This window comes from Paraburkholderia sejongensis (assembly GCF_020880815.1).
GTDB lineage: Bacteria > Pseudomonadota > Gammaproteobacteria > Burkholderiales > Burkholderiaceae > Paraburkholderia > Paraburkholderia sejongensis.
In genome coordinates this window covers 22,148-43,138 of record NZ_JAJITD010000001.1, presented here as the reverse complement: position 1 = coordinate 43,138, position 20,991 = coordinate 22,148, and the positions used below count along the sequence as shown (strand labels likewise).

Genomic DNA, 20,991 nt, shown 5'->3' with positions numbered 1-20,991 from the left:
TCACTGCGGCGCGCGCGCCAGTTCGGTCGAAAAATCCATCCGGCCGATCTCGACGCCCATCGTGTTGAGCCGCTTCGGCGCATGAAAACCGGCGAGCGCCGCGCGTTGCTCAGGAGTCCCCAACTCGAGCAGCGCGAGCAGCTCGGCGGTCACCGCGTATAACACGCCGACGTTGCCATCCTCGATCTTCACCGCGATGCCGAGCGCACCGCGCGCGCCGAGCCGCGCGGTCTGCTCCGACGCGCGCACTCCGATCGCATAGCTGCCGTCCGCGCCGAGCTTGCCGACCAGCGCGCCGCCGAACGCCTGCATCAGCAGCGTGCAGAACCGCCCTTCCCCGCCGACCAGCTCCGGATATGACGTCATCGCGCGATAGATCCGTGCGAGCGCGGCCGTGCGCGGCGCCAACTGCGCTGGCAGCGCGGCGGCTTCGACCTGATCTTCGGCGGCGGCGAGCTTCGCGAAGAGCCGCGCGAGCCGGTCCAACGCAAACGCCGGTGTCGGCAGATTGCAGCCGTCGATCGCCCATTGCACGCCGTCGTCGGGCAGATCGCATACGCTCGCGACCGTCTGCTTCACGCGCTGCTGCAACGGATGGTCGGGCAGCTCATAGCCGGCCAGCGCGACGCCGAGCGCGCGTGCGCCGGCCAGCATCCCCGCGTGTTTGCCCGAGCAATTGCTGCACACCGCGGTCGGCGTGAAGCCGCGCCGGAGCCAGTCCACATACACCGCGTCCGACAACGGCGGATGCCCGCCGCAACGCATGTCCGCTTCGCTCGCCTGCACTTTCGCGAGCATCGCGCGGGTGCGTTCGAGATGGCGCGGCTCGCTGCTGTGCGACGCGCACATCAGCGCGAGATCGGCGGCGTCGAAACCGTAACGGTCGAGCGCGCCGGTTTCCAGCACCGCGAGCGCCTGCGCCGGCTTCGCGGCCGAGCGCGGCAGCGTGATGCGCGTGGGATCGCCGAACGAATACAGCAGACGGCCATCCGCATCGACGAGCGCGATGTGCGCGAGATGGGTGTTCTCGATGCAGTCGCCGCGATAGACGGTCGCCGCGACCGGCGCGCCTGGCTGCAGTTCGGCTTGGCTCATGAAGGTTCTCCTGTCGGTCGCGGCCGGGTCGCCGCGACACGCGTCGGGTTGGGGGTGAGCGATTTTACGTGCGCATCCAGCGCCGCGCCCACATGCTGCGCGAGGTAGTCGATCAGCACCCTGACCTTCGGCGGCAAAAAGCGGTTCGGCGGATACAGCAGCCACACCGAGCCCACATACGCGCGCATATCGAGCTGCCAGTCGGGCAGCACTTCGACCAGCTCGCCGCTCGCCAGCGCGGCGGCCGCCGCGAACTCGGGCACGCAGGCGATGCCGAAGTGCTGCAACGCCGCTTCGAGTCGCGCGCCCGCATGATTGGCGACATAGCGCCCGCGTACCTCGACGCTCTGCGTCTCGGCGCCGCGACGAAAGCGCCAGCGGTTATCGTCCGCGCTTTCGCCGAGGTAAATGCACGCGTGGCCGCGCAGATCGCGCGGCTCGGCCGGCACTCCGTGCGTGAGCAGATAGCCGGGCGACGCCGCCAGCAGCCAGCGCACCGCGCCGAGCCGACGCCCCGCCAGACCCGGCGGCGGATGTTCGGTCAGGCGGATCACCAGATCGACATCGGCGGCGAGCGGGTCGACGTCGTGATCGGTGAACAGAATCTGCAGATCGACGGCGTCGTACGCGCGCAGAAAACCCGGCATCAGCGGATGCAACATCGTGCGCGCGAACTGCGTCGGCGCGCTGACGCTGACCTTGCCTTGCGGCTTGCCGGCCAGTTGGCCGGCCGCATCGACGGCGGCGGACGCGGCGCTCACCATGTCGCGGCACAGCAGCGCGACCTGCGCGCCCGATTCGGTCACGCGCACCGTGCGCGTCGAGCGTTCGAGCAGGCGCGTCGCGAGCGCGTGCTCGAGCCGCTTGATCTGGCGGCTGACGGTGGACGGCGTACTGCCGAGCTGGCGCGCCGCCAGCGAAAAATTGCCGGCCTCGACGACGCGCGCAAACACCGCCATATCGGGCAACAGCGCAAACAGTTCGGTTGGAATCATGGGGAGCAGCCTCGCGGGACGGACACAACGCGGTTCAATCGATTTGTGCATTCGCGACATAAAAGCTGTGCGCGACGACCCGATTATCGTTCGTGGCGCAAAACGGGACAATAACTCGTTCGTTGTCTTCCGCTACCTCTCCAAGGCCCCCGCCATGTCGAAATCCGAACGTCTATTGATGCTGTCCGATCTGATGCTGCTTGCGGTGGCCGCCGTCTGGGGCACCTCGTACGGCGTCGTCAAAAGCGCGCTGGCGTTCTATCCGGTGCTCGGTCTGCTCGCGCTGCGCTTCGGCATCACGTTCGCGCTTCTGACGCCGTCACTGCGCGCGCTGCGCACCACGAACGCGCGCACGCTGCGCGGCGTGGTGGGCGTCGGCCTGCTGCTGCTCGCGGTGTTCCTGTGTGAAACCTTTGGGATCCTGATGACCCGCGCGGCCAATGCGGCATTTCTGATCAGCGTCTGCGTGGTGCTGACGCCGCTGGTCGAATGGGGGTTGTTGCGGCGCGCGCCGAGCCGCGTCGAATGGCTCGCGGTGCTGCTTTCGCTCGGCGGCGCATGGTTGCTGGCCGGCGCCGGCACGCTGAGCGTGAATCCCGGCGATGCGCTGATCCTGCTCGCCGCGCTGCTGCGCGCGCTGACCGTCTGCGTAACCAAGCATGTGATGCGCGATCCGGCGTTGCCGCCGTTGACGGTGACCGCGGTGCAATCCGGCGTGGTCGCGATGGGCAGCACGGTCGCCGCTTTGCTGTTCGCGCCGCGGCAGTGGCCCGCGCTGCCGTCGTGGCATGCGCATCCGGCCTTCTGGGGCTACGTCGCGTATCTGGTGATCGCCTGCACGCTGTTCGCGTTCTTCGCGCAGAACTTCGCGATCAAACGCAGCAGCCCGACGCGCGTGTCGCTGCTGATGGGCAGCGAACCGGCGTTCGGTGCGCTGTTCGCGTGTCTTTGGTTAGGGGAGCGAATTTCGCTGACCGCGTGGGTCGGGGGCGGGTTGATCGTCGCGGCATCGGTGCTCGCGACCGTACGTTGGAGCGCGTGGCGCCCGGCGCGGATGCCGGCCGGCACCTGAGCGGCCCGCGCTCCGGCGAGCGCTGTCAGGCGCTCGCCAGTTCCTCTTCGCGTTCGAGCTTGCGGGTATTGCGCAGCTGCGGAAACAGCCGCATCCACAGCAGCGCGATCGCCACCGTCGCGACGCCGCCGACCAGCACCGCCGGCCGTGCGCCCCACCACCCCGCGGTAATCCCCGACTCGAACTCGCCCAATTGATTCGACGTGCCAATGAACAGCGAATTGACCGCATTGACGCGGCCGAGCATATCGTCGGGCGTGCGCAGCTGCACGAGCGACAAACGCACCACCACGCTGATCGTGTCCGACGCGCCGAGCACCATCAACGCGATCAGCGACACGATGAACTGATGCGACAGCCCGAACACGATCGTCGCGATGCCGAACGCGATCACGCCGCCGAACATCGCCGCGCCGGGCCGCCTGCGCAGCGGGAAATGCGCGAGCCAGATGGTGCCCGCGAGCGCGCCGATCGCGGTGCCCGAGCGCAGCAGCCCGAGCCCGAGCGGGCCCGCGTGCAGCACGTCGCGCGCGAAGATCGGCAACAGCGCAGTCGCGCCGCCGAACAGCACCGCGAACAGATCGAGCGAAAGCGCGCCGAGAATCACCGGTTCGCGGCGAATGAACGCGATGCCCGAGAAGATCGATTCGAGCGTGACCGGTGCGCGGCTCGCGGGTTTCAGTTGCAGCGGAATGCTCCATACCGCTACTGCCGCGGCCGCGAACGACACCATGCACGCGAGATACGCGGCGCCCGGCCCGATCCCGTATAGCAAACCGCCGAGCGCGGGCCCGGCGATCTGCGCGGTCTGATTCGCGGAAGTGGCCCACGCGGTCGCCTTCGGCAACTCGCCGCGCGGCACCACCGCCGGCAGCAGCGACGACACCGCCGGCGACTCGAACGCGCGCGATGCGCCGACGCAAGCGGCCAGCACATAGATGACCGGCGCGCTGAGCCAGCCGCCGAAGGTGCCGATCGCGAACAGCAGCGCGACAATGCTTTCGAGACTCTGACAGATCGCGGCGATGCGGCGGCGATCGTAACGATCGGCGACGTGACCGACGACCAGCGTCAGCAGGAACATCGGCAGAAACTGCGCGAGGCCGACGAGGCCGAGTGCGAACGCGCTGTGCGTGAGCGCGTAGACGTGCCAGCCCATCGCGACCGCGAGCATCTGGAACGACAGCGACGACAGGATGCGGGTGCACCAGAAGCGCTGGAACGGCGGATGTTTGGGCAGGCTGATGGTGGACGAATCGGTGGGATCGGCGGGAGCGGGCATCGGTGACTTGCTCGTGACGTGGCGGGCGGCGTGAGTTCGGCGCGGTAGTTTAGAGCAAGATCGGTGGACGTGCTGACGGCGGAATGGCGATGGCCTGGGTGCGCGCGCCCGGCGGAAATAGAACGGCGCCCGCACCTCCCGGAACGATCCGCGAGAGTGACGGGCGCCGCTGCGTTGCGCGCTTGGCGCCGCTATCCCGTCACACCGGACAGAAGTTGACGCGCTAACGTTTGCGCATCAGTTGTCGGGATGGCTCGAGGTGAAGCTCGTGAACGCGCTGTACGGCGGATTCATCGGCGTGCCGTTGAGCATGATCCCGTACGTGTCGTTGCCGCTATCGAGCACGTAATACATGACGGCCTGGATGTTGTGGGTCTTGCGAGCCTGGTAGTAATCGCCGAGCTTCGACGTGATGTAGCTGCCGCGATAGGCTTGCGTCTGCTCGGGTCCGGTGTTCCATTCGGTGACGATGAACGGTACGCCATAGCGCGCCTTGCAGTAGGTCGGCAGATCGAAGCCCGGGCCCGCGCCGTCGGTGCCGAGCGACAGCAGATCGCCATACACCTCGTAGTTGTGCCACGTGGTGATGTCCCAACGCACCTTCGGATAACCGCCGCTGCCATCGGGCTGCATGCCGTCCCACAGCGCATCCGACGCACCGACGTCGTTCACGCAGAAGTTGATCCCGCATTTGGCGTCCGGCTGGACCGACTTCACGCCGTCGATCATCCCGCGCATCACGCCGCGCATCGCCGGCCAGTTCGCGTTGTTGAAGTCCGACGCCTTGGTGCCAGCGTAGGTGAAGTCGTTCACGGTGGCATCCTGGCGCGTCAACTCGTTGCCGCATTCGTAAATGGTCACGCCATACGGCTTCATCGTGTTCGCAATCGTTTGCGCGGCCGAGAAGCCTTCGCTGTAAGCGGTCGATTCGCTGTTCCACACCCGGCCGTTGTTGTCGTAGACGCCCTGATTGATCAGGACCACCAGGGTCATGCCGGCCGACTGGAACGCCTTCGCGATCTTGCTTACCGCGTCGAGCTGGATCTGGTCGGCGGTGCAGCCGACGCGATAGCTGGTACAGCCCATCGCCTGCAGGATCGACACGAGCTTGCTCGGCGTGTACGTGTAGTCGAAGTGGCCGTTCATCCCGTAGAACATGCCCGCCGGCGCCGAGATGGCGGTACGCGGATCGTTACACGGCAGCCATTGCTGGGAGACGTCCGCGTTGACGTAGAACTGGCCGCCGGTCCCGCAGTGATAAATCTTGCCGCCGTACCACAACACCAGCGTCACGTTGTAGGTGTTGCCGACCGTCGCACCGTTGCAGTAGATGACGCCGTTGACCAGCGTCCAGATCGCGGCCGACTTGTCGATGATGTACGACGCGGTGGGCAACGTGGTGCCATCGGCAGACGTGCCGCCCAGACGCGGATCGTTGCACGACACCCAACCCGAGCCGGTCCATCCGTAGAACTGACCGCCGGTGCCCTCGTGATAGATCGTGTTGCCGTAGAACAGGACCAGCGACACGTTGTAGTTGTTGCCGGCTTTCTGACCATTCTTGTAGACCGAACCGCCGGAGAGCGTCCACACGTCGCCGTTGCCGTCGGTGAGCGACGAAGCCGGCGGAATCGACGTATTGTGCGCGGACGCGGATTTCGCGGTCGCCTTATTCGTCGCGTTGGGAGAAGCGGAATTAGCGCTGCCGCCTTCTTCCGAGCTGCCGCCACCGCCGCACGCGGTCAAAAGAGCGCTTGCGCCAAATGCCGTCAGGCAGCCAATAAATTGACGTCGTTTTACCATGAAGAGTAAATCCAATGCCGGGAAAATTCCCGATAAAAAGACTGAATTTGAATTTGCTGAGATTCGGACGAACAGCGGCGCAGAACTTCTCGCGATCAAATCGCGGTTCTGTGAACCTACTGTCCTACAGTGCTATGAACGCACGTCTGGTGTCCGATTGAACCGAGGCGCACGAAGGCTTGCTTCGCGGCGATTCAGATTGACAGGGTCGACACGTACGGGTGCGCGGGCAAAAAACTGCCGCGAACCTTTTACCGATTACAGCCCAGATACAACTTTACCGGGAAATTATTCCCGAAATCGTTCAAACCGGCGTAAATCGTACCCTGAAGAAATGACTTGGCCTAGAACAAGTCATACTTTTTTACCAAAAAAGGTCAAATTTTTCTTGTATGTGTTGCGTCGGTAAAGATTCGCACTTTCTGAACTTCGATCGGAGGGCGGATAGCCGCGCGCTGGTTGAATCCGACCCTGTATAGCAATGCGCAGCCAGCGGTAGCGCGTCCCAGATAGCGAGTCGACCGCAGGTTGCCGGGGCCCTCGGCGGCCCACTCATGCCGCAAGCGGCGACGCAAGTATTCGTCACGGCAGCGCGTAGTACAGAGCGATTAATGCGCAGCCATTCGGGAGATGAAACCGCCGGCCCTGCTCGTTTTCATATTGTCTTTAGGTAGCAGCGGCAAAGCAAAATCAAAAGCCGGTTAAATACCGGCGCAAGGAAATTCAATCGGGCGGCTGAATGTGGGTGGCCGGATCCGGCCTTGAGTGACGAATAACAAATGGCTGAGCGTATCGCCCGCGAATAAGCGAACGCGATCAGAACCGTCCGCGAAAGCCTTCGCCACCGCCTGGATAGTTCCGGTTCGTCATGTCCGGGTTGCGGTTCACGAGCGGTCTCGCATACAGCGGGTGACGCAGACTGCGCACTTCATGTTCGAGTTGGAAGCGGCGCTCGCCGCTCACCGGATCGACGAGATCGGCAAACCGGTATTGATGCGTCTCCTCGCCGTAAGTGAGTCCGCGCGCGGCAAGGCGTGCATACGGTCCGGAAAAATCGGCGACGTAAATCTGGATGTGATGCCCGTCGTAGCGCTGGGTCGCGCCGGACGTCTCCACGTAAATCAATTGCTGGCGCGTGCCGATTGCAACCACTGCCTGCCGCGAACCGTCGCGTTCACGCACTTCGACGCACGCGCCGAACATCTCGCGATAGAACGCCGCGATCGACGCCGCGCTGCCGACCGGCACATCGAGTTGCACGTACGCGATGCCGAGATCGAGACCACTCCATGGAGCGTCGGGCGCGCCCGCGTCGCGATCGAGGCAGTCGTAGCGATTGCCCCACGGACAGGTCACTTCCACGCGGTCCGCGCCTTCGCGCCAGCCGAAGCTGCTATGCGCGAGCAACGGGCGCACCGCGCGCAACCGTTCGAGCAGCGCCGCGCGCTCCCCGAGCACGAGCCCGACATGGCCGCGCAGACGCTGCGGGTCGCCGTGCGGCAGATGAATCTGCGAACGGCCGACGTTGATCCACATGTTGGTCACGCCGGTCATCAGATACGGATCGCGCGTGAGTCCGAGACCGCTGACGTAGAACGCGGTCGCCGGACGCTGGTCCGGGATCGTCAGGTTGACGTGCTCGAGCAGCACGAGATTGCCGGTGTCCTCGCGTGCGTAGTCGGGATGATTCATCTGCGTGTCCTCGAAGAATTGACGCGCCGACCCGCTGCTTTGCCGTCGTGCGCCGTCGTGCGCCGTCGTGCGCGGTCGTGCGCCGTTCACGCTATCTTGCCCGCGCCGCCCGTGTCCGGCAATTTGAATGCGCGAATAGCCGCGCTCTACGCTGCGCCCCGCAACGGCTGGTCAAAGCCGAAAAGCCGCCGCGGCGTGTCCCACATGATCTGCCGGCGCGCTTCGGCATCGGGCACGATCTGTTCGAACAGCGTCAACAACGGCCCGTAATCGAGACGTTCGGGCGCGCGCAGAAACGGCCAATCCGAGCCCCACACGCAATGTCCCGGCCCGAACGCGCGCAGCAACGCATGCGCGTACGGCCACGCGTCCTCGTACGGATACGGCAGGCGCGCGTACTTTTGCCAGCCGGACAGCTTCACCGTCGTGTTACCGCGATCGGCCAGACGCAGCAGCGCTTCGAAAGCGGGCTGCCCGACACCGAGCGCGCCGTCCGGCCGCCCGCAGTGATCGACGACGAGCGTCGCCGGCTGCCGCGCCAGCCAGGGACCGAGTGTCGTCATCTGGTCGTCGACCACCTGAACCTGCGCGATCATGCCGAGATCCGCGAGCGCGGCGAACAGGCCGGCCGCGCCCATCACCGGTTCGAGCCCGTCCATCGCCGCATTGAGCGCGACGCCGACGACGCCCTGAGCGCGCAGCGCACGCAGTTCGTCGCGACCGGTGTCCATCTCGACCACGGCGATGCCGCGAAAGCGCGCCGGGTGGCTTTGCAGCGCATCGAGCATGCAACGGTTGTCGGTGCGGTAGCCGCTGGTCGGCCCCACCAGCAGCGCGTGGCGCACACCGTATGCATCCATCACGTTGACGAATTGCGCGGTCGTGCCGATCTCCTGCTGCGCGGGACGGTAAACCGCGTCCGCGCGATACGGAAAGCGCGACGGGTCGAATACGTGACAGTGGCAGTCGATCTTGTCTTCGGTGAATACGCTCATGGCGGGTCGGTCCGGTTCGTTGTGGGTGTTGCGCGAGTGGAGGCGTGGTGCCCGATATGGTATCCGGCATCACAAGCGCGGCGCGCTCGACCACACGACGCGTCGAACGATACGCAAGTTCGAGGCGCGCATCGAACTCCCTCAAGCCGGCTCTGGCGGACGGCGCGAAGTTTGCTATAATTCGCCTCCTTCGCGGAGAGATGGATGAGTGGTTTAAGTCGCACGCCTGGAAAGCGTGTATAGGTTAATAACCTATCGGGGGTTCGAATCCCCCTCTCTCCGCCAGCAAGAATTCGCAAAAAATCCCCGTACGGTCAACGACTTACGGGGATTTTTGTTTTGGTCGCCAGATTCCCGGCGACCCTACGGATGCCGAATGTAATCCACCAACGCCATCGTATAAGCATCCGCCTTCCGATCCAACAGACTGACCCCGATCGCAACCAGAAACCCCGCCGGCACACCGAACACGCCCGAACTGATCGGCTCGATCCCGAACCAGCGCGGACCCGTGAAACCCGTCATCTGCGTAAAGAACGGGTACGTCGACACGATGTAGTAGATACACACGACCAGCCCCGCTACCATCCCCGCCACCGCGCCGAGCCGCGTCGTGCGCTTCCAGAACACGCCGAGCACCAGCACCGGAAACAGACTCGACGCCGCCAGCGAAAACGCCGCGCCGACCAGAAACAGAATGTTCCCGGTATTGAGCGACGCGACATACGACGCAAACAGCGCCACCCCCAGCAGCAGAATCTTCGAGATCGTCACGCGCCGCTGACTCGACGCATTCGGATCGACCATGTGGTAGTACACGTCGTGCGACAGCGCATTGGCGATCGTCAGCAACAGACCGTCCGCGGTCGACAGCGCCGCCGCCAACGCCCCCGCCGCGATCAAACCCGACATCACATACGGCAGCCCCGCGATCTCCGGCGCCGCGAGCACCACCATATCCGGCTGCATCTGGATTTCGCTCCAGCGCACGATGCCGTCGCCATTAGTATCGGCGAGGCTGATCAGGCTCGGCTCGACCTTGCGCCATTGCGTCAGCCATTGCGGCAGATCGGCGAAGTGATGGCCGACCAGGTTGGTCAGCATCTCGTACTTGATCAGCACTGCCAGCACCGGCACCGTCAGATAAAACAGCGCGACGAAAAACAGCGTCCAGCCGACCGAGCGCCGCGCCGACGCGACCGAGGTCGTCGTGTTATAGCGCGTCAGAATGTGCGGCAGGCTCGCGGTACCGAGCGACAGACACAGCAGCAGCGACAGGAAATTGCGCGTATGGGTGCTGCGGTCTTCGTCGCCGCGCGCCGGAAACGGCTCGTGCATCGGCACCGGCGCGGTCGCGCGCATCAGCATCTCGTCGCGCTGCTGGGTCCACACGATCTGCGCGGCGGACGCATCGTGCGGAAACTGTTCGAGCGCGCGCTCGCGTTCCTTGATTTCGCGCAACGGGCCGTTGTGGCGGCGCAGATCGGCGACCTCGAAGGTGAGACGCTGCTTCTGATCGACATACGATTGCGGCAACGTATCGATGCGCAGCTGCATCAGCGCGGCGCGGCGTCGATAGTCGTCGCGCACGCGCTCCTCGAGCGGCGCGTCGCGCACCTGCTTTTCGAGCGCTTCCATGCGCTCCATCAGACGACCGTAATTGAGTTGCGGCACCCAGCCGAGACCGTCCTTGTGCGCGATCATCGACACCGGAATCAGAATCGCCGCGATCAGGATGATGTACTGCGCGACCTGGGTCCACGTGACCGCGCGCATGCCGCCGAGAAACGAACACACGAGAATGCCGGCCAGCCCGCAGAAAATCCCGATCGCGAAATCGACGCCGATAAAGCGCGTCGCAATCAACCCGACGCCCTGGATCTGCGCGACCAGATAAACGAACGAGCACAGGATCGCGGCAAGCGCGGCGAGCCCGCGCACCGCGTTGCTCGAAAAGCGCGTGCCGAGAAAATCGGGAATCGTGTAGCGCGCGAGCTTGCGCACGTACGGCGCGAGCAGGAACGCGACGAGGCAGTAGCCGCCGGTCCAACCCATCAGATACGCGAGGCCGTCATAGCCGGTCACGTAGATCGAGCCGGCGAGGCCGATAAACGACGCGGCCGACAGCCAGTCCGCCGCGGTCGCCATCCCGTTGAACGCCGACGGCACGCGCCGCCCGGCCACGTAGTATTCGACGAGATCGGAGGTACGCGACAGCACGCCGATCACCGCGTACACCGCGATCGGCACGAACAGGAACACATAGCCGATCCACACGCCCGGTCCGGTGCTGCGCTCGATGCGCCACATCACATAGACGAACAGCAGGAAGCCGAGCGTATAGAACGCATATGAGCGGATCAGCCGGTGCGTGAGCTTCATCGGCTCAGCGTCCGCGCGCGGACTGCGCGCCGGCGTCGGCGTCGGCGCTGCTGGGGGCCGTCGCTGCCGCGACGGTATCGCTGATCGCATCGGCTGCCGCACCGCGCCGCGCATCCGCGTCGAACGCGCGCTGCAATTGCCGGTCGGCGCGCTGCATCAGCACGATATAGACGACGATCAACGCGAGGTAGATCAGGATCGCGCCCTGCGCGCCGAAATAGAACGGCAGCCTGAAGCCGCCGAGCCGTATGGGATCGAGCGACGGCGCGAGCAGCGGCACGACGAACGACACGATGAAGCCGAGCGTCATCAACGTGGCGATCAGCGCGAGATTGAAACGCCAGTACTTGCGATGCGCGAGCGCCATCGCCGCCGAGACCGGAGGCGGTTCGGGTGCCGGGTTCAACGTAGCGCGGGAGGAAGGATGAGGCGCGGCCATGCGCCTATTTATCAAAAAGGCCTCGGGCAGGCAATCGGGATTGTCCGCGCGAGGCTTGATGAGCGAGTCCTTGACGAGGCCTTGCGGCACGCGACAACGAAGGCCATGCACAATGGCCGTGCGGCAGGCATTGAAGCGGCCCGCGTGAAACAGGCCGCCTGCAACCGCGCCCCGTTCACGCCGGCCATTCGCACGAGAGGCCCGACCCAGCCCCTCTCCTCAAAGCAATCGAAGCACGCAAAGCAGCCGGAGCGCTCGCGCACTTACAGCGATTCGCCGAGCTGATCGAGAATCGCCGGGTTCTCCAGCGTCGACACGTCCTGCGTGATCGCTTCGCCCTTGGCGAGCGAGCGCAGCAGGCGGCGCATGATCTTGCCCGAACGCGTCTTCGGCAGGTTCTCGCCGAAGCGGATGTCCTTCGGCTTGGCGATCGGACCGATCTCTTTACCGACCCAGTTGCGCAACTCGTTCGCGAGCTTCACCGCTTCTTCGCCCTGCGGACGCGCGCGCTTGAGCACGACGAACGCGCACACCGCTTCGCCGGTGGTCGCATCCGGCCGGCCCACCACCGCGGCCTCGGCGACGAGCGGATTGGCAACCAGCGCCGATTCGATTTCCATCGTGCCGAGCCGGTGACCCGACACGTTCAGCACGTCGTCGATCCGGCCCATGATCGTGAAGTAGCCGGTCTCCTTGTCGCGCACCGCGCCGTCGCCGGCGAGATACAGCTTGCCGCCGAGTTCGTCGGGGAAGTAGCTCTTCTTGTAGCGGTCCGGATCGCCCCACACGTTGCGCAGCATCGCCGGCCACGGACGCTTGACCACCAGAATCCCGCCCTGCCCGTTCGGCACGTCCTGTCCGGTTTCATCGACGACCGCGGCCATGATGCCCGGCAGCGGCAACGTGCACGAGCCCGGCACCAGCGGCGTGGCGCCCGGCATCGGCGCGATCATGTGGCCGCCGGTTTCGGTTTGCCACCACGTATCGACGATCGGGCAGCGGCCGCCGCCGACGTTCTCGTAGTACCACACCCACGCTTCCGGATTGATCGGCTCGCCGACCGTGCCGATGATGCGCAGCGTCGACAGGTCGTAGCTCTTCGGATGCACTTTCGCGTCGGCTTCGGACGCCTTGATCAGCGAACGGATCGCGGTCGGCGCGGTGTAGAACAGCGTGACCTTGTGTTTGGCGATCATCTGCCAGAAGCGGCCGGCGTCCGGATAGGTCGGCACGCCTTCGAACACGACCTGGGTGCCGCCGAGCGTCAGCGGTCCATACGTGATGTAGCTATGGCCGGTGATCCAGCCGATGTCGGCGGTACACCAGAACACGTCGGAGGGCCGCCAGTCGAAGGTCCACTTGAGCGTCTGCGCGGCCCACAGCAGATAGCCGCCGGTGCTGTGCTGCACGCCCTTCGGCTTGCCGGTCGAACCGGACGTATAGAGGATGAACAGCGGATGCTCGGCGTCGACCCACTCGGGCGCGCATTGATCCGATTCGCCCTGCGTGATCTCGTGCATCCACAGGTCGAGGCCTTCGTGCCACCCGACCTTGCCGCCGGTGCGGCGATACACGATCACGCTCTTGACCTTCTCGCAGCCGCCGAGCGCGAGCGCTTCGTCGGCGATGTTCTTCAGCGGCAGCGCCTTGCCGCCGCGCATCTGTTCGTCCGACGTAATCAGCGCGACCGCGCCGACGTCGACCAGCCGTTCGTTCAGCGACTTCGACGAGAAGCCGCCGAACACCACCGAGTGGGTCGCGCCGATGCGCGCGCAAGCCTGCATCGCGACGATCCCTTCGATCGACATCGGCATATAGATGACGACCGGGTCGCCCTTCTTCACGCCGCGCTTTTTCAGTGCATTCGCGAAACGCGACACGCGCTGCAGCAGATCCTGATAGGTGACGTTGGTGACGGTGCCGTCGTCGGCCTCGAACACGATCGCGACGCGCTCGCCGTTGCCGGCCTCGACGTGACGGTCGATGCTGTTGTACGACGCGTTCAGCTGACCGTCCTCGAACCACGTGTAGAACGGCGCCTTCGATTCGTCGAGCACCTTCGTGAATGGCTTGTGCCAGCTGAGCGTCTCGTTCGCGAGACGTCCCCAGAAGCCTTCGTAATCGCGCTCCGCTTCGGCGGCGAGCGCGCGGTACGCGTCCATGCCGGAGATCGTGGCGCCGTTCGCCGTGGCGGCGGAAGGCGGAAAAACGCGGCGTTCCTGAAGAACCGATTCAATCGCAGACATCGACAACCCCTTGGTGAAGATGAAACGTAAAACCTGGCCGGCGCGCGCTGCTCGCGCGCCTTATCGTGTGCGCGCCGCTCGAACGCAAGCGGCGCTGTCTCCCACCTCGCGATGCCGCCCCTGGCGGTGCGGCGTCGCAACATCGTCCATGCGACGCGGGCCAGATACGCGGCCCGCCCGTCATGTTCAAACATAATGGCTGCAACTTACCGGCCACTTACGCAGCGCGGCCTGCCGCCCCAGCGAAAACCCTTAGATCGCGCGGCACGCGGCGCGCCCTCGTTGCGCCCTTGTCCCGCCCTTACGCCGTCCGGCACGGGCTCTTACAATGCTAACTGAACTAGCCGTCCGGATTCCAGCTTGAATCGCTACGCCCTGCTCCTCATTACCTCGATGCTGCTCGTCGGCAGCAATGTCGGAATCGGTAAATCGATCGTCGCCTTTGTCCCCGTCCCGTTGTTCGCGCTGCTGCGTTTCGTGATCGCGATGGCGGTGCTGTGGCCGCTGTTGCGCGTCGCCAGGCTGCGCCGCGTCAAACGCGACGAATGGATCAATCTGTTTTTGCAGGCCCTGTTCGGCACCTTCGGCTTCACGCTGCTGATGCTTAACGGCGTCGCGCGCACCAGTGCGGTCGCGGCCGGCGTGATCACCAGCACGATTCCCGCGGTGGTCGCGCTGCTGTCGTGGCTGATCCTCAGGGAGCGGCCCGATCGCCGCGCGCTCGCGTCGATCGGGCTGGCGATCGCCGGCGTGGTCGTGATCAATCTCGCGCATAGCGGGCAAGAGGCGAGTGCCGCGGCCGGCGCGGGTTCGCTCGCCGGCAACCTGATGGTGCTCGGCGCGGTGGGTTGCGAATCGCTCTATATCATCCTGTCGCGCCGTCTCACGCAAACGCTCGCGCCGCTCGACATCTGCGCGTACACGCACCTGTTCGGCCTGCTCTTGATGCTGCCGCTCGGCGCCGGCGCGCTCGCACAGTTCGACTATCGCGCGGTGCCGTCGAGCGTCTGGATGCTGGTGCTGTGGTACGGACTGTCGGCCAGCATCTTCTCGTTCTGGCTGTGGATGAAAGGCATCCGCCACGTGCCGGGCAGTCTCGCCGGCGTGTTCAGCGCGGTGCTGCCGGTCGCCGCCGCGCTCTATGGGATCGTGGTTCTCGGCGAGCGGCCCACGCTCGCGCACGGCATCGCGCTCGCCTGCGTGGTCGCCGGCATCGGGCTCGCGAGTCTGAAGGCACGGCGCGTGCCGCCGGTCGCGTCGTGAGCCGGCCGGGCATTGCGCCCGCGCTTGCCGGCCGCCCGGCAGCATTTTCGACCGACGCTGTACAATAGCGCGCCCGACGCGAGCCGCGCGGCCCACGGTGGCCGCGAGCCGCAGCGTCGTCGGCGCCGGGTTTGCGTGTCGGATACGCAGTCGAGCAGCGTGCTCGCGCAGTGCACCGATCCATTCCCGCCGCGTGCCCGTCCCACGCGCCGCCGGCGCGTTGGCCCACGTTCCGTCATCCGCGCTTCATCGAACCGTTGCCTATGTCCGCTTCGCGACCCACCGCCGCCCATCCGCGCCGCCCAATACGCGCGCTCCCCCACCTCATATTCATGAGCCGCTGGCTGCAGGTGCCGCTCTATCTCGGCCTGATCGTCGCGCAGGGCGTCTATGTGGTGCTGTTCCTGAAAGAAGTCTGGCATCTGGTCGCCGATTCGATGAAGCTCGACGAGACCAACATCATGCTGGTCGTGCTGGGCCTGATCGACGTGGTGATGATCTCGAACCTGCTGATCATGGTGATCATCGGCGGGTATGAAACGTTCGTGTCGCGGCTCGGTCTCGAAGGCCATCCGGACGAGCCGGAATGGCTCGATCACGTGAACGCCGGCGTGCTGAAAGTCAAACTTTCGATGGCGCTGATCAGCATTTCGTCGATCCATCTGCTCAAGACCTTCATCAGCCCCGACCAGAATTCGACCCACACGATCATGTGGCAGGTGATCATCCACGTCGCGTTCCTCGTGTCCGCGCTGGTGATGGCGCTGGTCGATCGTCTGACCACGCACACGCATCCGAAGCATTTCGAAGAGCCCGCGCATCTGCACGCCGTGGGCGGCATCAAAGGTTCCACTCCCCTGAAGGCGCAAGACTGACCGCACCGCGCTGCGATCCGACTACAAGCGCCACTCCCCACTGAGCTAGCCATGACCGTCATCAAACAGGAAGACCTGATTCAGAGCATCGCTGATTCGCTGCAGTACATCAGCTATTACCATCCGCTCGACTACATCGAAGCCCTCGGCCGCGCGTACGAACTCGAGCAGAGCCCGGCCGCGAAGGACGCGATCGCGCAGATCCTGACCAACAGCCGCATGTGCGCCGAAGGCAAGCGCCCGATCTGCCAGGACACCGGCATCGTCACGGTGTTCGTCAAGGTCGGTATGGACGTGCGCTGGGACGGCGCGACGATGAGCGTGACCGACATGATCAACGAAGGCGTGCGCCGCGGTTACCTGAACCCGGACAACGTGCTGCGCGCATCGATCGTGAGCCCGCCGGAAGGCGCGCGCAAGAACACCAAGGACAACACGCCGGCCGTGATCCACTACGAGATCGTGCCTGGCGACAAGGTCGACGTGCAGGTCGCGGCGAAGGGCGGCGGCTCGGAAAACAAGTCGAAGTTCGCGATGCTGAACCCGTCGGATTCGATCGTCGACTGGATCCTGAAGACCGTGCCGACGATGGGCGCCGGCTGGTGTCCGCCGGGGATGCTCGGCATCGGTATCGGCGGCACCGCTGAAAAAGCAATGGTGATGGCCAAGGAATCGCTGATGGATCCGATCGACATTCAGGACGTGATCGCTCGCGGTCCGAAGGACTGGATCGAAGAGCTGCGCGTCGAACTGCACGAGAAGGTCAACGCACTGGGGATCGGCGCGCAGGGTCTCGGCGGTCTGTCCACCGTCCTCGACGTGAAGATCATGGCCGCGCCGACGCACGCCGCGTCGAAGCCGGTCGCGATCATCCCGAACTGCGCGGCGACCCGCCACGCGCACTTCACGCTCGACGGCTCGGGCGTCGCCAAACTCGAAGCGCCGTCGCTCGACGCATGGCCGAAGGTGCACTGGGAACCGAACACGGAAACCAGCCAGCGCGTCGATCTGAACACGCTGACGCCGGAACAGGTCGCGAACTGGAAGCCGGGCCAGACGCTGCTGCTGTCGGGCAAGATGTTGACGGGCCGCGACGCCGCGCACAAGCGCATCGCCGACATGCTCGCGAAGGGTGAAAAGCTGCCGGTCGATTTCACCAACCGCGTGATCTACTACGTCGGCCCGGTCGATCCGGTGCGTGACGAGGCAGTCGGCCCGGCAGGCCCGACCACCGCGACCCGCATGGACAAGTTCACCGAGACGATGCTCGCGCAAACGGGCCTCATTTCGATGATCGGCAAGGCCGAGCGCGGCCCGGTCGCGATCGAGGCGATCAAGAAGCACAAGGCCGCGTATCTGATGGCCGTCGGCGGCGCCGCGTATCTGGTGTCGAAGGCGATCCGCAGCGCGAAAGTGCTCGCGTTCGAAGACCTCGGCATGGAAGCGATCTACGAATTCGACGTGCAGGATATGCCGGTGACGGTGGCCGTCGATTCGACCGGCACCTCGGTGCACCAGACCGGCCCGAAGGAGTGGCAGGCGAAGATCGGCAAGATCCCGGTCGCGACCGCCTGATCGACCGCGAAAGCCTGAGCACGCCTGCCAGTGTGCGTGAAGAAGCCGGGGCCGCGGTCCCGGCTTTTTATTGCCCATGCGAAGCGTCACACGGTATTGGCGAATATGCCAAAAGTTGTGCCGGCTTCCTTGGCTTTTTCAGGTAGGGCGTTTATTGTTGTTGGAAATTCCAGGGTCCCCTAAAGGAAATAAACATGCAAGGCGACAAGAAGGTCATCGAATATCTGAACGCGCAGCTGAAAAACGAGCTGACCGCTATCAACCAGTACTTCCTGCACGCGCGGATGTACCGTCACTGGGGCCTCGAAAAGCTGGGCAAGCACGAATACGACGAGTCGATCGGCGAAATGAAACACGCCGACATGTTGATCGAACGCGTTTTCATGCTCGACGGTTTGCCGAATCTGCAGGATCTGCACAAGCTGCTGATCGGTGAGGAAACCAAAGAGATTCTCGAATGCGATCTGAAGCTCGAACAGATTTCGCAAAGCACCTGCAAGGAAGCGATTGCGTATTGCGAATCGGTTCGCGATTACATTTCGCGTGAAATCTTTACGACAATTCTCGACGACACCGAAGAACATATCGACTGGCTGGAAACGCAGATCGATCTGATCGACAAAATCGGTATCCAGAACTATCAGCAAAGCGCGATGGGTTCGGTCGAATCCTGAGCGGATCACGCTGCACGTTCACGCGCGGGCGGCTCGGCAATGCGTTGAGCCGCAAGCGTAGCGTCACCGCCACGGCGCTGAGGATTCGCGCTAAAGGGCGCCGTGCCGGCGATATACTTGCGCACCTTCCGGATTTCCCCGCTCGTTGCGGTTCGCCGCGCCGCGGACGTTTTCTTCGCCTATGCCTGCCCAATCGCCCTCCCCGACTGCCTTCGGTCTTGCCGCTGACGCCGCGTCGCAGGCGCCGATCGGTATTTTCGATTCGGGGCTCGGCGGTCTGTCGGTACTGCGCGCGGTGCGCGCGCAATTGCCGGAAGAGGCGCTGCTGTACGTCGCCGACTCGCTGTACGCGCCATACGGCGAACGCGACGACGACTTCATCACCGACCGCACGCTCGCGATCGGCGAATGGCTGGCCGCCAGAGGCGCGAAGGCGCTGGTGGTCGCGTGCAACACCGCGACTGCGCAGTCGATCGCGTACGTGCGCGAAAAACTCCCTATTCCACTCGTCGGCGTCGAACCGGGCGTCAAACCGGCCGCGTTGCAATCGAAAAGCCGGGTTGCCGGCGTGCTCGCGACTCAGGCCACGCTGCGCAGCGCCCGTTTTCAGGGGCTGCTCGAACGCTATGCCGCCGACTGCCGCTTCCTGTGCCAGCCCGGCCACGGCCTCGTGCAGGCGGTCGAGCGTTGCGACGTCGGCTCGGCCGAATTGCGCACGCTGCTGCACGGCTATCTCGAACCGATGCTGGACGCCGGTGCCGACACGCTGGTGCTCGGCTGCACCCATTACCCGTTCCTCGACGCGGCGATTCGCGACATCGTCGGCCAGCGGCTCGCGCTGATCGACACCAGCGTGGCGATCGCGCGCCAGCTCGAACGCGTGCTGGAGCAGCACGGCCTGCGCGCCGCCGCACCGGCCGCCGCCCCGCTGCCGCGCTTTTACTCCACCGACGACGGCCGCCACCAGCAACAACTCGCCGCGACGCTGCTGCAGATCGATGCGGCGGTCGAACAGGTGCTGATCCCGTCGCGCCGCACGGCCGCCGCGGACTCGCGCGCGGCCTGACCGGCGCAGCCTGCGGCACCCGCAGGCCGGCGCGGCCTCGCCTCCACGGCGATTTCCTGCCCCGCCCAGCACGCCGCCGACTTTCCTTCCCTCCGACGAAACCCATTCTAAGAGTCTGGTTTTGTTACAAAAAATCGTCCAGCGCGCTTGCCAAACGGTCCAAACAAAATGATAATAATTCGCATTAACGTTAGCTATCACGCCCTGCCATGATTGTCTGTGTCTGCAAATCCGTGTCCGACCGCACAATCCGCTCCTCGATTGCGGACGGCATCGATTCATTCGACGAGCTGCAGTTCGAGCTCGGCGTCGCCTCCTGCTGCGGCAAGTGCGAGGAATCCGTCCGCGACGTCATGTTGCAAAGCGGCGTGTGCGCGAGCCGTTGCGGTGTCGGGATCGACCACCAGCATGTGCAGTCGGTTGCCCAGGTCGCGCAGGTGTCGTTCTACGAGCGCAAGGCAGCCTGAGTCGGCTCGACGGGCGCACGGGCTTTGCCCGCTGCGTCCACGCGCCCCTTACGCCGGATACACATTTAACGTAGCTTTTAATGCGCTTTCGAATGTGCCGCCGACGTGCTGCACATCTTCGGCGCCACTGCTTCATCCACTGCCGTCAGCAAGCCAGTATCCGTACCAGCCAGCTATCCCGCTCACCCTGAGAAAGGAGTTCGCGATGGAATTGCTGATTGGTTTCGTTGCTACCCTGTTCATTTCGCTGCTGATCTTCCGAACATGACGCTGTCCCGTCCGACACGCCGCCCCGGCGCCGTGCTGCCACACTGACCATGCAGGCACCACAACCCGTAACCGCCGGCGCTCCGCTGGCTTCGTCCACCCGACCGAATTCGCGCACGTTGACCGCCATTGCGGCGGTCGCGGCGATTCACGTCGCGCTGCTCGCGGTCGTGATGACACTGCGTCAGGAGCCGGCTCAGCCGGCGATCGAGTCGCACGTGATGACGGCCGAGCTGCTGCCGCCGGCGCCGCTCGCCGCGCCGATCGCGCTGCAATCGATCGCCCCGCCGCCGCCCCAGCCGACGCCGCCGGTGCAAACGAAGCCGAAGATCCAGCCCAAGCCGAAGCCAACGCCCAAACCGGCGCCGACTCCGTTGCCGCAAGCGGCCGCGCCGTCGCCGACGCCGGTCGAGGCCGCCGATCCCACGCCGCCCGCGCCCGCCGCTCCGGCCGCGCCGCCCGCCGCCGCGGCTCCCGCGATCGGCCGGCAGACGATGGAAATCAGCGCGCCGAAGAACGTTTCGCACGTCGAATGCAATATCGCTCAACCGGACTACCCGGCGCTGTCGCGCCGTCGCGGCGAGACCGGCACCGCGTACGTGCGCTTCGTGATCGGCCTGAGCGGCAAGCTCGAAGAGATCGCGCTGAAGAAGAGCAGCGGCTTCAGCCGCCTCGACGACGCCGCGCTCGCCGCGGTGCACGCGAGCGCCTGCAAGCCTTATCTCGAGAACGGCCAGCCGGTCAGGGCCGCGTATACCCAGCCTTTCAACTTCAATCTGACCGATTGAAGCAGCTTTCAAAAC

At 65.0% G+C, this 20,991-nt stretch carries 17 protein-coding genes and 1 tRNA gene; 9 read left to right on the top strand and 9 right to left on the bottom strand.

Annotated elements, in window-relative coordinates; all coding sequences use genetic code 11:
- Together LJ656_RS00215 and LJ656_RS00210 are read right to left on the bottom strand one after the other, a co-directional pair.
- Entirely contained in the window at positions 1–1,095 is a 1,095-nt protein-coding gene (locus tag LJ656_RS00215) for an asparaginase (RefSeq protein WP_230507197.1), read from the bottom strand.
- Entirely contained in the window at positions 1,092–2,090 is a 999-nt protein-coding gene (locus tag LJ656_RS00210; RefSeq protein ID WP_230507196.1) for a LysR family transcriptional regulator, read from the bottom strand. The genes LJ656_RS00215 and LJ656_RS00210 overlap by 4 nt, the downstream gene beginning before the upstream one ends.
- Positions 2,091–2,244: 154 nt before the next feature.
- Here LJ656_RS00210 and LJ656_RS00205 point away from each other — a divergent pair, with 154 nt between their 5' ends.
- The gene (locus tag LJ656_RS00205; protein ID WP_230507195.1) at positions 2,245–3,162 is read left to right on the top strand and encodes a DMT family transporter; all 918 of its coding nucleotides are present in this window, start codon (positions 2,245–2,247) and stop codon (positions 3,160–3,162) included.
- Between the two features lie 25 nt (positions 3,163–3,187).
- Here LJ656_RS00205 and LJ656_RS00200 read toward each other — a convergent pair whose 3' ends face one another.
- The 4 genes from LJ656_RS00200 to LJ656_RS00185 form a co-directional block, all read right to left on the bottom strand.
- On the bottom strand, positions 3,188–4,444 hold the full coding sequence (locus tag LJ656_RS00200) for an MFS transporter (protein ID WP_230507194.1): 1,257 nt from the start codon (positions 4,442–4,444) through the stop codon (positions 3,188–3,190).
- A 237-nt stretch (positions 4,445–4,681) separates the two neighbouring features.
- Positions 4,682–6,247 (bottom strand): hypothetical protein, encoded by a 1,566-nt coding sequence (locus LJ656_RS00195; protein ID WP_230507193.1) that lies wholly within the window; start codon positions 6,245–6,247, stop codon positions 4,682–4,684.
- An 816-nt stretch (positions 6,248–7,063) separates the two neighbouring features.
- Positions 7,064–7,939, bottom strand: coding sequence for a VOC family protein (locus tag LJ656_RS00190; protein ID WP_230507192.1), 876 nt, complete (start codon positions 7,937–7,939; stop codon positions 7,064–7,066).
- Between the two features lie 146 nt (positions 7,940–8,085).
- Positions 8,086–8,934: an amidohydrolase family protein gene (locus LJ656_RS00185; RefSeq protein ID WP_230507190.1), complete on the bottom strand. Its 849-nt coding sequence runs from the start codon at positions 8,932–8,934 to the stop codon at positions 8,086–8,088.
- Positions 8,935–9,128: 194 nt separating this feature from the next.
- Between LJ656_RS00185 and LJ656_RS00180 the strand changes: the two genes are divergently transcribed.
- Positions 9,129–9,219: transfer RNA gene (locus tag LJ656_RS00180), tRNA-Ser, on the top strand.
- Positions 9,220–9,297: 78 nt separating this feature from the next.
- On the opposite strand, the gene LJ656_RS00175 is transcribed toward LJ656_RS00180, so the two are convergent.
- From LJ656_RS00175 to acs, 3 genes are all read right to left on the bottom strand, one after another.
- Positions 9,298–11,316: a sodium:solute symporter family protein gene (locus LJ656_RS00175; protein ID WP_230507189.1), complete on the bottom strand. Its 2,019-nt coding sequence runs from the start codon at positions 11,314–11,316 to the stop codon at positions 9,298–9,300.
- Between the two features lie 4 nt (positions 11,317–11,320).
- Entirely contained in the window at positions 11,321–11,755 is a 435-nt protein-coding gene (locus LJ656_RS00170; protein ID WP_230507188.1) for a DUF4212 domain-containing protein, read from the bottom strand.
- 263 nt (positions 11,756–12,018) lie between these two features.
- Positions 12,019–14,001, bottom strand: a complete 1,983-nt coding sequence (gene acs / locus LJ656_RS00165; protein ID WP_230507187.1) for an acetate--CoA ligase — start codon at positions 13,999–14,001, stop codon at positions 12,019–12,021.
- A 360-nt stretch (positions 14,002–14,361) separates the two neighbouring features.
- Between acs and LJ656_RS00160 the strand changes: the two genes are divergently transcribed.
- The 7 genes from LJ656_RS00160 to LJ656_RS00130 all read left to right on the top strand — a co-directional run bounded on the left by LJ656_RS00160 (position 14,362) and on the right by LJ656_RS00130 (position 20,976).
- The gene (locus LJ656_RS00160) at positions 14,362–15,264 is read left to right on the top strand and encodes a DMT family transporter (protein WP_230507186.1); all 903 of its coding nucleotides are present in this window, start codon (positions 14,362–14,364) and stop codon (positions 15,262–15,264) included.
- 263 nt (positions 15,265–15,527) lie between these two features.
- Complete coding sequence (locus LJ656_RS00155) at positions 15,528–16,139, top strand: TIGR00645 family protein (RefSeq protein WP_230507185.1); 612 nt, start codon at positions 15,528–15,530, stop codon at positions 16,137–16,139.
- A 51-nt stretch (positions 16,140–16,190) separates the two neighbouring features.
- Complete coding sequence (locus tag LJ656_RS00150) at positions 16,191–17,714, top strand: fumarate hydratase (protein ID WP_230507184.1); 1,524 nt, start codon at positions 16,191–16,193, stop codon at positions 17,712–17,714.
- 194 nt (positions 17,715–17,908) lie between these two features.
- Positions 17,909–18,388 (top strand): bacterioferritin, encoded by a 480-nt coding sequence (gene bfr, locus LJ656_RS00145; protein ID WP_230507183.1) that lies wholly within the window; start codon positions 17,909–17,911, stop codon positions 18,386–18,388.
- Between the two features lie 181 nt (positions 18,389–18,569).
- A complete protein-coding gene (gene murI, locus LJ656_RS00140) occupies positions 18,570–19,454 on the top strand; it encodes a glutamate racemase (RefSeq protein WP_230507181.1) in 885 nt (294 codons plus the stop codon).
- Positions 19,455–19,663: 209 nt separating this feature from the next.
- Positions 19,664–19,921, top strand: a complete 258-nt coding sequence (locus LJ656_RS00135; RefSeq protein WP_230507180.1) for a (2Fe-2S)-binding protein — start codon at positions 19,664–19,666, stop codon at positions 19,919–19,921.
- A 317-nt stretch (positions 19,922–20,238) separates the two neighbouring features.
- On the top strand, positions 20,239–20,976 hold the full coding sequence (locus tag LJ656_RS00130) for an energy transducer TonB (RefSeq protein ID WP_230507179.1): 738 nt from the start codon (positions 20,239–20,241) through the stop codon (positions 20,974–20,976).
- Positions 20,977–20,991: the final 15 nt, after the last annotated feature.